Origin of the sequence: Bradyrhizobium icense (assembly GCF_001693385.1) — a bacterium.
GTDB lineage: Bacteria > Pseudomonadota > Alphaproteobacteria > Rhizobiales > Xanthobacteraceae > Bradyrhizobium > Bradyrhizobium icense.
Genome location: NZ_CP016428.1, coordinates 5,029,124 through 5,045,942 on the forward strand (window position 1 = coordinate 5,029,124; position 16,819 = coordinate 5,045,942).

11 protein-coding genes, 1 tRNA gene and 1 pseudogene are annotated in these 16,819 nt (G+C 57.8%); 2 read left to right on the forward strand and 11 right to left on the reverse strand.

Annotation, left to right across the window (positions count from 1 at the left end):
* Positions 1-144 precede the first annotated feature (144 nt).
* Positions 145-2,031, reverse strand: coding sequence for an MFS transporter (locus LMTR13_RS23855; protein ID WP_065729950.1), 1,887 nt, complete (start codon positions 2,029-2,031; stop codon positions 145-147).
* Positions 2,028-2,942 carry an alpha/beta fold hydrolase gene (locus tag LMTR13_RS23860; RefSeq protein ID WP_065729951.1) on the reverse strand — a complete coding sequence of 305 codons (915 nt, stop codon included), beginning with the start codon at positions 2,940-2,942 and terminating at the stop codon, positions 2,028-2,030. The genes LMTR13_RS23855 and LMTR13_RS23860 overlap by 4 nt, the downstream gene beginning before the upstream one ends.
* A gap of 1,262 nt (positions 2,943-4,204) precedes the next feature.
* Between LMTR13_RS23860 and LMTR13_RS23870 the strand changes: the two genes are divergently transcribed.
* Both LMTR13_RS23870 and LMTR13_RS23875 read left to right on the forward strand, forming a co-directional pair.
* A complete protein-coding gene (locus LMTR13_RS23870) occupies positions 4,205-5,929 on the forward strand; it encodes an outer membrane beta-barrel protein (protein WP_156795738.1) in 1,725 nt (574 codons plus the stop codon).
* Positions 5,930-6,321: 392 nt separating this feature from the next.
* Positions 6,322-6,398, forward strand: a tRNA-Arg gene (locus tag LMTR13_RS23875).
* A 912-nt stretch (positions 6,399-7,310) separates the two neighbouring features.
* On the opposite strand, the gene LMTR13_RS40965 is transcribed toward LMTR13_RS23875, so the two are convergent.
* The 9 genes and pseudogenes from LMTR13_RS40965 to LMTR13_RS42655 all read right to left on the reverse strand — a co-directional run.
* Positions 7,311-7,799 (reverse strand): hypothetical protein, encoded by a 489-nt coding sequence (locus LMTR13_RS40965; RefSeq protein ID WP_156795739.1) that lies wholly within the window; start codon positions 7,797-7,799, stop codon positions 7,311-7,313.
* Positions 7,796-8,143 carry a hypothetical protein gene (locus LMTR13_RS23885; protein ID WP_065729954.1) on the reverse strand — a complete coding sequence of 116 codons (348 nt, stop codon included), beginning with the start codon at positions 8,141-8,143 and terminating at the stop codon, positions 7,796-7,798. Before LMTR13_RS23885 ends, LMTR13_RS40965 begins: the two co-directional genes overlap by 4 nt.
* A 213-nt stretch (positions 8,144-8,356) precedes the next feature.
* Entirely contained in the window at positions 8,357-9,736 is a 1,380-nt protein-coding gene (locus LMTR13_RS41815; RefSeq protein WP_197520892.1) for an SEL1-like repeat protein, read from the reverse strand.
* A 639-nt stretch (positions 9,737-10,375) separates the two neighbouring features.
* Positions 10,376-11,038, reverse strand: a complete 663-nt coding sequence (locus LMTR13_RS23895) for an SOS response-associated peptidase (RefSeq protein WP_065729956.1) — start codon at positions 11,036-11,038, stop codon at positions 10,376-10,378.
* 43 nt (positions 11,039-11,081) lie between these two features.
* A complete protein-coding gene (locus tag LMTR13_RS41820; RefSeq protein ID WP_197520893.1) occupies positions 11,082-11,255 on the reverse strand; it encodes a hypothetical protein in 174 nt (57 codons plus the stop codon).
* A gap of 1,553 nt (positions 11,256-12,808) precedes the next feature.
* The gene (locus LMTR13_RS23910) at positions 12,809-13,135 is read right to left on the reverse strand and encodes a hypothetical protein (RefSeq protein WP_065729959.1); all 327 of its coding nucleotides are present in this window, start codon (positions 13,133-13,135) and stop codon (positions 12,809-12,811) included.
* Between the two features lie 379 nt (positions 13,136-13,514).
* Positions 13,515-13,820, reverse strand: a complete 306-nt coding sequence (locus LMTR13_RS23915) for a hypothetical protein (protein ID WP_065729960.1) — start codon at positions 13,818-13,820, stop codon at positions 13,515-13,517.
* Positions 13,821-13,931: 111 nt separating this feature from the next.
* On the reverse strand, positions 13,932-16,238 hold the full coding sequence (locus tag LMTR13_RS23920) for a glycoside hydrolase family 113 (protein ID WP_065729961.1): 2,307 nt from the start codon (positions 16,236-16,238) through the stop codon (positions 13,932-13,934).
* Between the two features lie 236 nt (positions 16,239-16,474).
* Positions 16,475-16,654, reverse strand: a pseudogene (locus LMTR13_RS42655) (DNA-3-methyladenine glycosylase); the annotation flags it as partial.
* Positions 16,655-16,819 lie beyond the last annotated feature (165 nt).

A 16,819-nucleotide genomic window follows, 5' to 3' on the forward strand; every position in this document is an offset into this window, starting at 1 on the left:
GACGTCGACTGGGGTTGAGTGAGCTCTGCCTGTCGCGCCCCGGCATTAAAAACTTCGCAGCAAAGCCGGGCACGTCAGGTTGAAGAGCCCCCACATGGACCCGGATCCCGGGGGTGCCGCTTTCGTCCACATCTTCTAGAGCAGCTAGAGCGGCCCCCTGCTCCCCGCACCACTGCCTCGTCCCTCCGATAGGGGCACGCGGATAATAAACCAGAACCATGCTCCGAGCTGAACTGCAAGGTTGATTGCAAAGGCTGTCTGGTAAGCAACTTCCGGGTAGTGGCCCTGCTGAGGCGTCCAGTACTGAATCACGAAGCCCACCAGATACTGGACCAGAAACGCGCAACCGATGTGAAAGACATTGAGCGCCGCGGTGGCACGTCCAGCAAGCTCTTTTGGGAAAAAATCGGCCAGAATCGCGTAGCTAAGGACGGTCGCCGCTCCGCCGGCAGCGACGATCATCCACGGAACAGATGATGGCAAAGGTACTCGCAGGATCACTGCCAATTGGGCTACGAAGAACGGAACTGCGACCAAGCCCAAGAGCGGTCGTGGACCTATCCCGTATCGACGAAGCTTTTGAGCCGCAACGCCTAGAACCAGGGCGCCCGCACTCGATGCGATTGCCATGGCAAAGAGATTGCGAAGCAATTCCGATCGGTCCAGGCCCTCGACATCGGAGAACCACTGGGCAGCCCACAACCCTTGTAACGCCCAGGCCGTACCAATGCAGGTCGCAGAGAGCGGAGCCAAACGCCAGAAGCGAGGATCTGTATAAATTATTCGTAGTCCAACGGTAGTCCCCTTCGCTGCCAATGACCACCTGCCCTTTGGCACGAGAACGAAAATTGCAAGGGCGCATCCAACCGATGCGATGGCTAGGAGCTCAAACAATCCCCGCCAGCCGATCGACACGAGCAGGTATTCGGCCGGCAATGTTGCCGTCACGGCGCCAAAGGACCCTAGCATGATCATCAGGCCATTGAGCAGTGGCACCTGCTCGGCGGGAAACCAGAGAACGACGGCTTTCAATCCGGCCGTCAATGCTGCAGAAGCGCCAAAGCCGATTAACGCCCGGCCGAGAAGAAGAAGCCAAAAGTTGTCGGCGACGGCAAATAGCGCTGCCCCGGCGGCTGCGGCCATCAGCACGACACTCTGAATTTTCCCTGGACCGTATCGGTCCACTAACACCCCGATAGGAATCTGGGCGGCTGCGAAGGTCAGGAAGTAGATGGACGTCAGGAGACCGAGGTCATCGGCACCCAGACCAAACTCATTGGTCAGTGGTGCAGCTATGGTCGCGTTGATGGTACGAAAGAGAAAAGAAAGGTAGTAAGCTGCGACGAAGGGTAAGAAGACGCGCAAAACTAAAAGCCAATCTGTGGAGAAGGCTCGTGACCGCTGCGGCCCCGTAGCACGCCATGGCGCCAGAAGCGGCCGCAATATCGCGCCAGCCATTGTTTGATCTGCTCTTGTATCGGGTTCGCGCTCGAAGGCTGCGCCTCGAGCATCAGGCGGAGATTGTGGTTTGTTGCCCGCGACAGTCGCCGCAACGCCGTTTGGTTCCTGGTGTGTGGAGCGGGTCGCCCCTTCTTGCCTCACCGGTTGTGTTGCAAGATGCGCCGGATCAGTCGAATTCACCCGCTCGATTGTTTCCTTGATGAGCGACGTTCCTAGATGGACCCGCCTTGTCACCTGTTCAGCAAATTCGTCGAAGCGCGCGAGTCCCAGGGTACAGGCGGCAGGTTGGTCGGCGGCTGCAAGCGGAGGCGTGACGGCGAGAAGAAATCGAGCCTGAAGTGCAACAGCCTCGCTCACAATCCGCAACTCTTGATGAAGCTGTTCGAGGTTCCGGTTGATGGCGCTCAGCCGGCGATCTACCGAGGGCTCTTCGACGTCATGGTCTGGCTCGAAGAAATGAGCGAGGGCAGCCTCAATGATCGCCGATTTGGTGGCCCCGGGACATTGCGCTGCGACTGCGAGCCGCGCGGCGACGGGCTCGGAAAGGTAGACACCGATCCATGGCTTCATGGAAGCGCTCCGTCGAAATGCAATCGAGCGGCCGTTGACTTCTCATGTCCCGAGACGGACTGTTTCCGTCGGTCGATATGACCCCAGCTTCCTCGCTCGACGGCGCTGAAGAACGCTTCAACTTGCGCGTTGAAGGCCGCAGGTTCTTCGAGATTGATGGCATGGCCCGTATTGGGGCACACCCAAATGCCAGCGGCGGGAATTGTGGATTTGAGCAACAGGCCGGTTTCTAAACATGGCTTGTCTTCGTCACCCACGGCGAGCAGCACCGGGACCGTCATCCGTGAAAATTCATCGGGGAAGTTGTGCAAAGACGGTCGCACGGCTTGGCACTGGAGCAAAGTATTGGCCATCCCCTGCGCTGAATGCTGCTTGAGCCGGTCTACAAACTCTTGCCAGCCCTTCGGATCCTTGTGTTTCAGTTGAATTCGCGTGAAGTGGCGCGCCATTTTCTCTGCCATGGCATCCATACCTCGCGCCGCCAATGCGCGCGCGAGAACAGACGTGTTCTTCAACCACCTTTCACGATCCGAGGCTGGAGATCCCGCCCCTGCTCCGGCTGCGACGATCGCGCTGCTCCTTTCGCGGTACCGCAACCCAAACAGCAGAGCAGCATAGGCGCCCATGCTAGATCCAACCATGTGGGCGCGCCCGATCGAGAGGTCGCGCATGACGATGCCGATGTCTTCCACGGCGACCTCCCAGCCGTACATGGCAGGATCATCAGGAACGTCGCTCGGTGGATATCCACGCGCGTTGTAAGCGATGCACCTATAGCCGCGCGAAAAATAACGGATCTGCGCTTCCCAGCTGTGCAGGTCGGATTCAAATTCATGAACGAAAATGACTGGATAGCCCCGCCCATATTCCTCGAAATACAGCCTTATTCCACCTGAATCGATATAAGGCATCGCCACCCCTTTTCTTGGAGCGCCGGCAAGACGCTGCCGCGCATCGAGTGGCGTTGTGGATGAGCAGGGATAAGAATGGAGGTGTCGATTACCGGCGGATCGGATTTCGACACACATCTCTTGTCTGACGCGCCTCGGCCAGGCCCTCAGGTCATATCGGGAGCAACTCCTAAAGCTTTCCTGAGAGCACGATGTGGCCAAGGCGTTCAACTATTTCCTGGAGCGATAGGAGGCGAGCTTCACGCTGTTCCTCGAGAATGAGTGCGTGTGTCTGTTGAATAAGCCCGCCGAAAAGGGGGCTTAGACGCGTCGCGCTTGGCGCCCTAGCCGTGCTGCCGACCCAAGCACGATTCCCGCATCACGAGGGCAGTTGATGCTTGCGATCGCGTCGTGTTATGCGGGGAGGAATGGCGAGATTCTTAGTGGCTGTCTCCAGGGTGGGGGTAGCCTTTCGCCTGAAATCCCCGACCCGACATGTTTTGCTCTCGCTGATGAACAGCGCGGAGTCGCTGGCGTCGGCTCGCGGTGCGAGGGCTGGCTCGGTGAGCCCCATTCCGGACCATATTAGCGGGCGGCCTGAAGACATCACTTCACTTACGACCGGACTGATCGCCTTCGACCATAGCGCCAAGAACGACCTCGACCTGTGTCAGTGTGGGCGACCGTGATCGATGTCAGTCGAATATGGGAGTCCTACATCGCCTTACATGGGCTGTCCGGGCCGACTCGAACTACACATTCTAGCACGATTAAACAAAGTACATCCGGTGCTTCTATATCCGAATGAACGCCGCGGGCTTCCGAGCTTCTTGCCTCCCGAGGCGCGCGACATTGCCGGCAAGAAGCCGCACCATCGTCATCTGCCGGGCCATCAGCAGGCAGCAGATTTCGGCCCATTGAACCACTCTCCCGAAGTCACAGGTGCTACAGCTAATAGCTCAACACAGTTGTTTATTGCACAGTTGCGAGGAGGCTGGAGCAAGAGACGAGCTCTTCGCAGGAGCGTTCACCTATTCAATCCGCCAGAAATGCCCTGCGTGCGGCATGCCCCGTGTGTCCGACCTCAGACGCGCGGCTTGTTTCAAAATCCACCGGTCTTGTTGCGAAGACAACATCGCGATCGAAAAACCTCAGGGAATGCGCATCGCGTCCGCTGGCCTAGATCCTGCACACCACAAGCGACGCCGTGGAAGCGGCGCCAACAACGTCGGCCATTAGGCCTTCGTTGCAAGTTGGCGCGCGTCATGTGTTCGTGAGGTGAAATGCGATCTGAACTTCCTTTTTGCGGTGCCGCAACAGCGGCGCTCGTTGCAAGCGGTGCCGTCAATTCGGCCGATCTTAAGCCGGCGGTAAAGGTCCCGCCGGCCCTCTGGAGCTGGACCGGCGGGTATATCGGCGGGCACGTCGGCGGCGGCTACGGGCTGACATCATTCAGTGATCCGTATGGTCCGTCACTCTATGGGGACGTTGTCGACACCCCTGTGTTCCTGGCCGGAGGTCAGATCGGCTACAATTGGCAGAGGGAGCGTTGGGTTTTCGGCGTTGAATTGGATGCAAGTGGCGCTGTCTCGCACGGTACAAACACCTGTCTTGCCGTTTCCGGCTTTGTCGTGAGCGCAAACTGCAACACCAGTCCAAGCGCCTTTGTCACCGGGACGGGTCGCCTGGGGTTTACGTTTGGCCCGCAGGGCCACACGCTGGTTTATCTCAAGGGGGGCGTGGCCTGGCAACACAATCGCGGCGATGTCGCCAACAACCACGAATTCCCTATCAAAAGGCGCCGTGGCTGGGCGCCACAGACCCATTTCGATTATGGTGATGTCGGTGGCACAATCGGCGTGGGCGTCGAGCAAGCGCTCACGCCTGCATGGTCCGTAACACTTGAGTACGACTATTTGAGGTTCGGCGGACCAAGTGTAGCAACCCCTCCGACCCTACGGTATCCGCCCTTGGCAACGGTCCCGGCCAACATCACTAGCCTATCCAGCAGCTATCACGTCGGAAAGATTGGTCTGAACTACCATTTTGACGCCGCCCCATGGACACGGGCATGGTCAGATACGCCGCTATACGCGACAAAGCCGACGGTCAGCGGATCGCCGATTGCCTTCGCTGATAGGTGGTCGTTGGAAAGCGGCACACGGCTCTGGTTAAGCCGAGGAAAGTTTCAATGGGACCACGGGGGTAGTCATCTCGTATCAAGACTCACCTATCATGGGCTGGATGGGATTTCCGGTGAGTTGTTCGAACGGCTGGACAGCCCCTGGGGGATCTTCCTGAAGGGCAATATCGGGTTCGGGCGCTTCAACGACGGAAATGAGAATGATGAAGATTGGGGCATGGCCGATACCTCCGGGAGACCCCGCATCGCCTACGCCAACACGATATCGGGTCAGGGCAACGGAAGGTTTACCTACTACACCGCCGATGCCGGCTACAATTTCCTGCGCGGCAGCACCTATAAGGTCGGTGGGTTTATGGGCTGGAGCTACTACGGCCAGAAGTCTGATTCGATAGGCTGCGTTCAGATCGCCTCCCCCAAGTCTGCTCCATGCCTTGTGCCGGGCGATAGAAGGACTGTCGGCAGCCAAGACACTGATTGGAATGCGCTGCGCATCGGCCTCAGCGCTGAGACCATGTTGCTCGATCGTTGGCGCGTGAGTGCCGACGTTGCTTACCTGCCGTGGACGGATTTCCACGGGCGCGACAACCATCTGCTGCGCCCTTTCACGACTTTTGACGATCAACGCGGGAGTGGTGGCAATGGTGTGCAGGTCGAGGCAGTCCTATCCTACTTCATCACTGAGAACTTCAGCGTTGGCATCGGTGGCCGTTATTGGGCCATGTGGACTCCAAACCAGCGTAAAGAACTCGCCACCGAAGCCAAGACGGCGCGCAGCTTTCCTGTTACCGAGGGGCCCTATCCTGCGAACTATAGCATGGAACGATGGGGCACGTTCCTGCAGGCCTCCTACAAGTTTGACTGAAACTGTTCGCTCGTCGCTCTAAGCCTCGGAAGCCGAACTATACGTGACGAAACCGCGGATCCTGTGGGCTCGATTCACGCGGAGACCGGGAATAAAGCTGCAAGCTTTTGGGCCGTTCAAGCCCGAAAGCTTGCATCGATCTAACCGAAGGCGAAGGCCAGGCGCCTCGGAAGTGGTGCAACGTTCGATCCCGCCAGGCTTGAGGCGTAACTCTGGAAGTGGACGTCTGAGGCAGTTCCGCCATTCGGAAGTTCGATCCCTCCGCTACAGCCAGCCAACCCCTAACCATTAAGAAGGCTGTCGGCCGGGGGATTGGTCAGCGACTGTATCGCCCGTAGCACAGGGGATCAGCCGGTCGACGCCGGTTCGAGTCCGGCTGGCAGTGCCGACGTCTTCCCGTAGCTCAACCGGATGAGCAGCGCTCTACGAACGCGAAGGTATGCAGGCTCGGGTCCTGCCGGGAGGGCCAATTTCAGGCGCAGGGTAGCGGCTGTCCCGCCGGTTGTGGGATATTGTCGGTTCGAGTCCGACCGCCTTCACCAAAACATCCGTTGACTAAGTTCGAGCGTCATTGTCGAAGCGATCAGCGGTGTGAGTCAAGAAATCGCCTGCACTGATTGGTTCGGATACTTCAGCCATCATACCAGTAATGCGCCTGACGCCGCGTCGTCCGAACCAGACACTTGCCAGGCGACTACGGCCCTATTGCGGGATCGGTGCTGAAGAAGGTTTACTTCGCTTTGGGAGCGAGAGGTCGCTGGTTCGAATCCAACTCGGGAGAAATCCCAGTAGCTCAGTGGTAGAACGCTTGCCGTTCCGGTTTCGATACTTGCCCGGTCCTGCAATAGGGCGACCTTTTCGGCATCGTGAGCATGACGCTGACGGAAAGCGGTTACTTCGTCGGTTCGATTCCAATCGACCCCGCCTTATGGGGTCGACGCCCAGTTGGTCGGGCATACCAGCCCGGCCTCGTAGCTCTTCACAACCGGCAAATCCCCCGGAAACTGCTTCAGTTCCTCTGTGAGTTCTGCGACCTCCATGGCTTGTCCGCTGTTCACGAGGTGATCGCAGCAGCCGTGCTCGCTTGTTTATATCCACCTGTTTGAGGACGGCAATGGACGTCTTGACGTCCACGTCGCTTCACAGCACCGCCGGCACACCGAAATTCCACGCAGCTGTAGGTCAAGGGATTACCTCACGGACGAGGAGATCTAAAGGGCACTGCGCAAGGGGCGATTTGGCCGAGAAGGCAAATCCGTTCACCTGAAGCGGTTTAGAGAGCCTGACATCCTCGACCCATTGCGGCACGCACTGATAGTCCACCCAGAAAACGATGACGCTTCAAAGCCCGAGCTAACAGCTCGCTGAAAGTTTGAATACGCTACTGCAACACGGCCGGACGTATCTCTATAGAGCGCATTGATGTCCCGGCAATTTGCCCCTTACACGTGATTAAGTCATTCTCCTTGAGAGACAAGACGTATTGCTTGGCTGCGTCATCGGAGAGCCTCACATAGCAGAAGGTGCTAACGAGGCCGGGACGCGATTTGGTTTGTACTACATAGTAACCGTGGCGCTCGGAGACGTTATAGACTGGTAACCTCCATCGAACGATTTTGCCCTTGATCTCGCGCTCTTTTTCGTCTCGCTGAATTTGGGTGGCATTTGAAAAGAACGAAAACATTTCGGCAAGCTCGCCTGTCGGTGCAAGGTCGGAAGCGTTTTCCGAAGCTAATCTTGCATCCGAGGCTACAGTAGCTCCGTCAACACCGCTTTGCTTTGGCAAAATTGTGTAAATCAAAGCCGCGAATACGGGGACGCCGATCAGTACGACTACGCACCAAAAGACTACCTCAAGCGTTCGTTTCAAGCTGACTGAGCCGCCGCGCGGCCACCCCCGATTGTGGCAAGCACGCCACCGATGAAGGCGAGTAACATAAATATTGCGACTAACGTGCCACCTAGGATGGCTCCAGCAATAGACGCGAGTACCAAAAGCATCCCGGGGATACGACTGTTGGAGCCCATTGCGACGGCCCCGAGCACGATAACCAAGAATGAAAAGCCGACCCCACCCCAGCCAAGGCCAACAACTAACTGGGCGTCATTTGCCTGAACCGCCGAGCCCACACCACCTACTAAAAGTGTAATTCCGGCTGCAAAAATCCCGAATATTCCAGCTATAAGCGCCACAATCCCACCAGCTTTGCGCATGCTTTGGTCCCCTTTTTACCGTCTAGCTACACCTTGAACGAACGTTCCAAACAGCTGCATCATCTGCTGCTGATTAACTCGATTGATGCGAGCCTGATTGACCTTTTGTAGTTCGAGTTCGTACCCTCTTTGAGCTCCCGAATGCCCCAACTGCGCTGCACGGTTCAAGAGAGCTAGCTTCGTTTGCTCTGGATCGGGAGTTTGCACCAATCCCTATTCGATCAAATCGACAAGACTAACCATTGAGTCGGCATCATCCAGCGCGCTACCGCGCTTAAACAACTGAATAGCGCTGGCAGCATCCTTGCGGTCATAAAGATACATGCCACCGAGGTTATCGAAGGCAGCCGCATAGTTTGCTTGGACCAGCCGCGTGAAGATATCGAACGCCTGCTTCTTGTCCTTGAACTGCGCCGCGCGGCCAAGCTGATACTGATACCGAAGCTCGGATGGGAAGGTCTGCGTCGCGCGCACGCACGCATCGAACGCTTGATCAGCTTGGCGCTTCAAGAGATCGAAGGATACACCCTCCCCGATCTTCCTCGCGTCAGTAGGATTTGCCGCTAGCCGATCGCATTCGTTCGCGCTTTGCTGCTGTTGTCGCAAAGCTTCAGCAGCAGCTTCCCTTGCAAGCCGTTCGCGCTCGGCGACTTCTCTTGCCTGCTGCGCTTCACGTTCGGCGCGTTCCCGGGCTTCCTTCTCCCGTTGCTCCTGCTCCGCCCTCTTCTTCGCTGCAACATCCTCCTGCTGCTGGCGCCATTCCGCGATGACGTCGCGAGTGACGATCTGGAATTGATCGCCGGATCGAGGATGAAAGCCGGGGCCGTCGTAAAATTCATATTCTCCGTTTGCGCTGCGCCAGTACCAAACTTTGGCCGATCCAGTGGTGGGATCAAAGAACCCAAACTTCTCAGGATCATCAACGCGAACCGGTACTCGTCGGATTATCTTTGCGGCCTGTTGCTTCCAAGTGTCAACGATCGGTCGGGTGATTGGAATTAGCTCCTCACCAGTTTGCGGATGAAATCCCATCAAATTGAATAATTCGATCTCATCGCGCGTGTTTTTGGAGTACCACACGACCGGCTCACCGGTCGTCGGATCGAAAAACGTCGGGTCAGTAGAAGTGATCTGCTTCGGCCGGTGACCGCTTCTATACTCCGCTATCTTCTCGACAATTTGGGGCGTGAGCGGGCGGCATTCACGACCAGTTTCAGGATCAATGCCAACGCGATTGAGCGTCTTGATGCTTGTACGGGTCATCACGTAGCATTTTTCGGCTCCGCTTTTCGAAAAGTTCGTTTCGATCCTTCCCAACAAAAGCGAATGTCCGATGATGAGCGAAAGGAGACCCGCATACCCAATTCGGCGCTTCTGTTTCGAAAAAGAAAACAAAAAGCCGGCACAAACGGCGATAGCTGCAAAGCTCGCCCAAAGGATTGCTCGCGTAATACCGCGATTTAGATCGTAGGCGTCCGCAAGCTCTTCGGCGTAACTGCGGGCAAGATAGTAATAGACAAGCTCATTGCAGAGCCAAAAAAACAACCCGCCCACGAGAATGCAGGCGACGATGACTATGGCGATCTGGGTCACGGTATGAAGCCGACCCAGCGTTTGCGAAGCTACGCTTCGCACCTTCTCGATTGCTTGCACTTCCGACGCCCCCGCATCCGTATTTATACGGATGTCGACTCTTCAACCCAGCATTGACGTTAGGAACTAAACTTCGGAAATGTCAAAGCCGTGTAAATGAGACGAACGACTAAATTTGCGGAAAACGGGTTTTCCAAACCCACGACCTGCCATTCCTCTCGGGGTGATGTGCCTCAGCTGTCTTGGCAGACAGGAGCCGATACCCAACGTGGTGGACAACCGGCAAGATCACGAAAGATTTTTTCGGGGCCAAAGCAATCGAAAAGCGGGGTATCAACTCGGGGTACGGCGAACGGCCTTCGCATTGTTCCGCAACAATATCAAATACTTATCTCGCACCGATGGCTCCAGCCCGGGGATCCATTTCAAGATATCCCTTTTGATTTCTCATGCTTTAGGATTGCGAGCGACCATTCGGGATTACGGCGCAGGCGGGTCACCGTCCGAAGCACATGTTCCTTAAGCGGCCGAAGCTCCTACCGCGATTGTGCGAGATCGTGACGCCGTTATAGAAAGCGGTCCTAAACCGGCCTGTGATGATTTCATCCGCGAAATTTGCGATTTCCGTTCCGGCGCAGGCTATGCCGCCGCCCGATCTTCCTTATCCGCGCCGCGCATGAAGATCTTGAGCGCATCATCCGGCAACGGGCGTTGCAGGACCTTCGCCTCGTCCCATGGCGCGCGCATCCAGACGTCGCGTTCTTCATCGGTCGTAAGGATCACTGGCATCGCCTTCGGATAGATCGGCGCAACAACTGCGTTCGCCTCAGTGGTGAGGAAGCCGTAGACAAGGTGTGGACCCGGAATCGGCTTTGACTTGATGCCTCGGTCGCCCTTGAACTCGGTCCAGATGCCCCCGAACGCGAACAGCGGCCGGTCGTCGTTGAGTGCGAACCAGACGACGTCCTTTTTGTTCGTCTCCGGATTCGGCTCGGAGGCATACTCAGCAAAGCCGTTGACCGGGACCGGGCATCTGTTCTCCGGCTTGAGCCACATGCGCCAGTGTGGCGATGACGTGTTGCGGATGTTCGTGACCGGCGGACCGCCAGTGCGCGGTGGTGGCGGCATGCCCCACCGCATCATCGCAATTTCGCGCTCTTCGTCGGCATTCCGGATCACCGGAGCCGGATAGTCCGGGAACACACCTGGCATCGGCGGTAGGTTGCCAACATAGCGGTTGATCACGTCGGAACAGCGCGCGAATGGCTTCTGGTTGGACGTGATCGAATAGAGATTACACATTTCAGCCGGGCCGATTATTCCAAAACTCAACGCCGTCCGGAGATCACAGGCTCGGTGTACGAACTTCGCCGATGATCACCGGGTATTCAAACGCGACGCCTTCCCGATCGTACTCTTCTAGCCAAGCATCAGCGACCTCGCGCGTCGCAAACACCCTAAGATGATCTGCGTCGCCGACCTGCTTACTGGTGTCGACATAAATCCAGACTGTTCTCATTTGACCATCCTCACATTGAAAGCTTGCGCGTGCCCAACGTGGCTCTTTGCCCTTGGGTTGTATTCGCGAATGTGGTTGCGGTTCAATGCCCGCATGATGCCGATCCGTGCGAACATCGTGAGCCCGCCCCACCCGCAAACCAGGATCAGCGCCTCAATGGCCGCCTACCATTCCGGCAGTTCGGCCTCATCCTTCGGCAAACCGGTGATGTAGTTTGCGGCGTCGCGCAGGTCGTAGTTTCCCTGCCGTCCGGCAACGGGCTCGGCTCGTCGAACTCATCGGCCCCAGCCTGATGAACGCTCTGGCATCTCCGCGTCCCGGGATATCCAACCCGACGCGGCTGGGCGGGGCAAGGCCTAGGCCAGATCCCGAATCTCGAAGCTATCTGGTAAGGTGCGCCAACATGGCTTCACAGGCCTTCTCGGCTTCGGCAAACGTCTGAAAGGGTGATCCACCGACTCTGATCGCAGGCCTGTTGATATTGACGGGGCGCCAAGAGGCTACAAAGCCGGGCCGCCCGTGAAGTCCAGGACCGCTGGTACTCTCGTTACTGATTACAAATGAGAAGCCGCGCTCGCTCGCGCTCCATATCTCCAGCTCCTCTGTCGCGGGAGCAACGCGGCTGAAGTGCAGGGCCATTGCCACGATCCACCGAATCCCTAAATGGCCCCGTCATGGGCGACATCGGTCCATGTTGCCACTTTTTCTCTAATCTTAACATATGTGAAGGCAATGAAGATCGTGCGGCGTAACCTCGAAAATCCGGGGAGGCTAATTCATACTTTGTAATCGATTGTAACCCGGGGGCCGCTGGATCTACGATCGGCGGCCTTTCGCTGGGCTGATGAGCATGACCCGTCACGACGTCCCATTCGTGGTCTCGCTAGTCTGGCTGGCCGCCCTTAGCGGCGGACTGATCCTCCTGCTTTTTGCGTGAATGCCTTGACCAGCGAGTCCCTTTCGGTGGCGCTGTAATCGTCCGCCATCATCAGGAAAAGCCGGGAGGTAATCAGGGGTGGTCGCATTATGGCCGCTGAATACGCGCCAGAGGCGCCCGGCGGCGGTGCCGCCGGCCCACTGCTCGTGTGAGCAAACGCGGCATCGTGCCAATACGGCGCCGCGTTGCTTTTGAACAGTAAGCGAACCTGAGACCGTTAATCGGGTCAGGTGGATCGACGGCTTCCACCATGGCCATGATGTCGTCGGCGCTATAGTAGAAGTCATGCTCGGCGACCAACCGCTCGACGTGAGGGCGCATTTCTGCCCTGGTCATAGGAAGAGCGCGGCGAAGTCACGACAGAATGCGATCTCTTTTTCAGCGATCTGGCGCCCGACAATGCTGCCGACAGCCTCATTCCAGATTTTGCTGACGCGAGCTTTGGTTCTGGATTCAAGAGGCTGCGCAGATCGTCGGCCGGCGGATGCCAAATGACGCGCTTCACTCTTTCGGCCTTTTCGTCGATCACTTCTTGCCGGATCATCGGCTTGCCGTCCGGCGTGTATTGGTCTCAGTCATAGCTTTCCCGGCGTTGCGCTGGAGACATTTCAGGCACTTATCGGCAGGACCAAAGAGTCTGCCAGTTCTCGTCCATCGAGGCCGTGCATTCCTTTATCATGGTGCCGTGGAAGAGGCCGCCGAGGCTTTTCAGTTCCGCCAAGGCCTCGATCTCCAGCTTCACAAAGCCGACCAGCTTTCGATCGTTCTCTCGGATCAATTGAACGTCGATCACCTTGAGACCGTCACGCTTGCTAAACTCAGTCCGGATGTCTTCCTTGATCTTGTCGACGTCCTTCTGGGCGAAGGCGGCCGGCTTGGGCCACAAGACCCAAGCTCCAACAGCGACGATTGCCGCCACTGTGAAAAATCCGCCGTTCGTCATCGGACGCTCTTGCTGTAGTTGGTAAGTATAGCGGTGATCATGTCCCCTGCCTTAACCTTCGACCGGAATCGGTCGCGGCCGAGAGATATAGGATGTGGGTCCTGATGGTAGTGGGCCGCCAACGCGATTCCTAAATCGTTGGCGGCCCCTGCTAATCACTTCCAATCGCCCTGCCATCGACAGAAGCGGTGAGCAGCATTCGCGCGAACGTATTCAGAAATTCCGCCCTATCAATCCGGGGGACTACGGAAGCTGTTGTAGTTCATTGGTCGGCCTTCAGTGCCCCGAATGCCGCGCACAACGCGTGGCCGACTTTGAGCGCTGATGGCTGCCTGGAGACGCTGGAAATCGGCGTGGCGCCCTGACGGGCTCGTTCGGGTCACCGCTTGCGTCGCTTGAACCGGGCGGTTGGTTGGAGCGGCGGCGTTGCATCGGGGTAGATGCGGATTCCGATGATCTCGCCTGGGTGTACCGATTTGATCTCGCCCGGGATTCCGAGCTGATCTCGCCCACCATTCCGATTTGATGTCGCCCGGGGCGCGAGGCGTTCTGACTGGCTCGTTTCTGGCATCGGCGAAGCCGCATGGTCAATCTTGAATCGCGGCGTGAAGGACCGATTTTTTTGCTGCTGCTCCTGCTGTGGGCATGCAAGCAACACGCTTGCGTTGTCCAAGCGCAGCGGCATGTCCACAGCCCCACTTGCTCAGGCCTTCGGCTGGGTTTGCAAGGCGCGACTTGGACGAAGATGGTGGCACGGCTTGAAGACGCGCCTTTGCCCCAGCCTGCAGTCTCCCCTTCAGATGAACAAGAAATCGCTCGCGTGGAGCTGATCCACGGTCGTATTCTTGACCTCAATCGTGCTGTTAGCGTCTAAGGTGATCACGACGCTGGTGCCAACCTCGGCCATGTGCGATTGCAGCGCGCTGAAGTCGGCAAACACGGTTTTGCTGAACTGAATGATATCCTGCACGCCATCGGTGTTCTGGAAATCGGCGACGGTGTCCTTGCCGAGGCCGGGGGCGAACACGAACGTATCGTTGCCGGTGCCGCCGGCCAGATAATCGTTTCCGCCACCGCCGATGAGCCGGTCGTTGCCGCTGCCGCCATACAGGAACTCGCTGCCGGTGCCGCCGTGCAAGCTGTCGTTGCCGTCATCTCCAAACATTTGGGTTGCCGCCGGGCCGCCTTTGAGCTGGTCGTCGCCGGCGTTGCCGTGCATCGTATCCAGTCCGCCGCCGCCGGAGAGATAATCATTGCCGTCACCGCCATTCAGGACATTGGCTACCCAGCCGCCATAGAGCTGGTCTTTGCCGCTGCCGCCGTCGAGCAGGGCGCCGGTATCGCCGGTGCTGGCCTTGATGACGTCGTTGCCGTCGTCGCCATAGAGCTGATCGGTCGCCGTGGTGATGCCGGCGCCGCTGTTGATGGTGTCGTCGTCTGCCCCGCCGCGGATCACATCCGCACCGGGACCACCATTGATGCTGTCGTTGCCCGCGCCGCCCTGGATCGTGTCTGTCCCGGCGCCGCCGTTAATCACGTCCTTACCTATTCCTCCGTCGAGACTGTCATTGTCCGTCGATGACCCGAAGAACAGGTCCTGGCGGCCGGTCATGTCGTAGTGGATGGACTTGTTCTGGTAGAGGTTCCACGTCCCCGGCGAACTCGGATTGACCCCTTCCGACACGGCAAGGTGCTCGCCGTTGACGGTGATGTCCTTGATGTAAAGGTTGCGGTCGCCATTGGCGTTGGCGATATCGTTGATGAAGGCGAGATCGAGGCTGGAGACGGTAGCCGGGTTGGCGAATGTAAATGTGAAAGTCTGGAAACCCGATGGATCGGTCGCGCCGCGGAATTCGACCGTGCTGCCGATCTGCTGCCCGTTGATGAGGAGCTGCATTTTGGCGCCGATGCCGTCGACGACCGAGCTGTAGCCCGTCACCGTGACTGATGTTTCCGTGAGTTTCGGAATCGTATCGGGGCCGCCGGTAATGGTGTCGTCGCCGCCGCCTGCCTTGATCGTGTCGTTGCCGACCCCGCCCGACAGCACGTCATTGCCGCCGCCGACATCCATCAAATCGGCGGATGGAGAACCCGTTAGCGTCTGGCCGGGCGGCTGGTGCTGACCTCCATACCATTGGGTAATCAACTCCTGCGCAGGCTTGCCTTGGGGCGAGTAGCCGATCGGCGAGTATTTGTTGTTCGTGTCCCAGTTCCAGATCGACGCGCCCCTGAACCAGCTTCCGCCTTCGGATCCCCACACCTGAAAGAAGGCGTTGAAGGCATCGTATTGCTCCTGCACATCCTGCGTCGTGCCTTCGGCCCAGCCGCCCGGGCTGATATTGGTTCCGTCGAGGCTGCGGTAGCCGGTTTCGGTGAAGAACACCTGCTTGTCGTACTGCAAGGCAAGGGAATGGAAGAAATCGACCGGCGACATGTGATTCATCACCTTCGCCCAGTAGTCGTCCGTGGACATGCTGTTCCACGCATTGACCATCTCCTCGACGGTCGGATCGGTTGTCGTCGTCAGCGGCGGATAGGCATTGATGCCGATGACATCAACCTGGTCCCAAAAGCTGACATTGATGGCTTCGTCGGTTGCGGCCGCATAGGTGATCTCGCCGTGGAACACGGCGCGTACGGAATCGATGAGGTCGACCCAGTAGCTTCGATATTGGGGTCCGGAGAGTTTGCCCAGCTCATTGCCGATCACAAACATGCTGACGCCTGCTTGTTCGGCGAGTTCCGCCATATGAACCATGTGGCTCTTGTAGGAAGCAAAGAAAGCGGCGGGATCGCTCGGATTGAGCACGTATGCAAGCGAGCCATCGAGGGCCGAGACCATGGGCTTCAGCGTGACCGAAAGGCCGAGCGCCTGCGCATTTGCCATGGCCTTAAGAATATTGGCGTCGCTCTCGGTCTTGTTGGGATCGGCGAAGACGTCATTCGACGTCCTGGTTTGCATGAAGAGCCGCGGCGCGAGCTCGATCGAGTTTGCATTGGTGCCCGAGATCGCCTGCATCGCGGCCAGCGCGGAACTGGCGACGAATGCACCATTATAGTTGGAGAGGAACCCAAACCCTTGAACAGGAAACACGCCGGCCATCGTACAGCTCCTCTTTCTTCTTTCGCAGTTTCTCTTGCTGCCTGGTGACCCGGTTGCTTGCGCCAGACGCGGTCTGCGTGTTCCGCGTATTCAACGCAGCAGAGCATTCCACTCGCGCGCAGCGATGCAGCACGCCGCAGATACGCGCTCAACGTGAGCGTGTTGTGACAGAATAAAGTTGATCTTGCGATTGTTGCTGTGCGTCGTTGCAATGTGAAGTGGATCTCAACTAAAACTGGAAACGACTTACTCAAAAATTCGACCCCCTTCACGCCCCACGCCAGGTCAATGGCTTTGGTGATTCCGATTCTCACACCCACGACAACGTGGACGTCTTGCGGGCGTGCATGGAGCGAGAACGGTGCCTGATCGAGCGGCAGCGCGTTGTGCTCAACCGTGATGCCGAGCGCTTGGCTGCCCGCTCAATGCACAGCGCCAAATCCAAAGGTTGCGGCACTGAGCAAGATTGTCTTGCCATCCCAGATGGACTTACATCAGCTCGGCGACGGTTTCAGCCGCATCGTTTCCATGCCGGACAGGCTGGTCCGCTGCGCTGGACCAGTGCTCGGACCGCCTCAGTT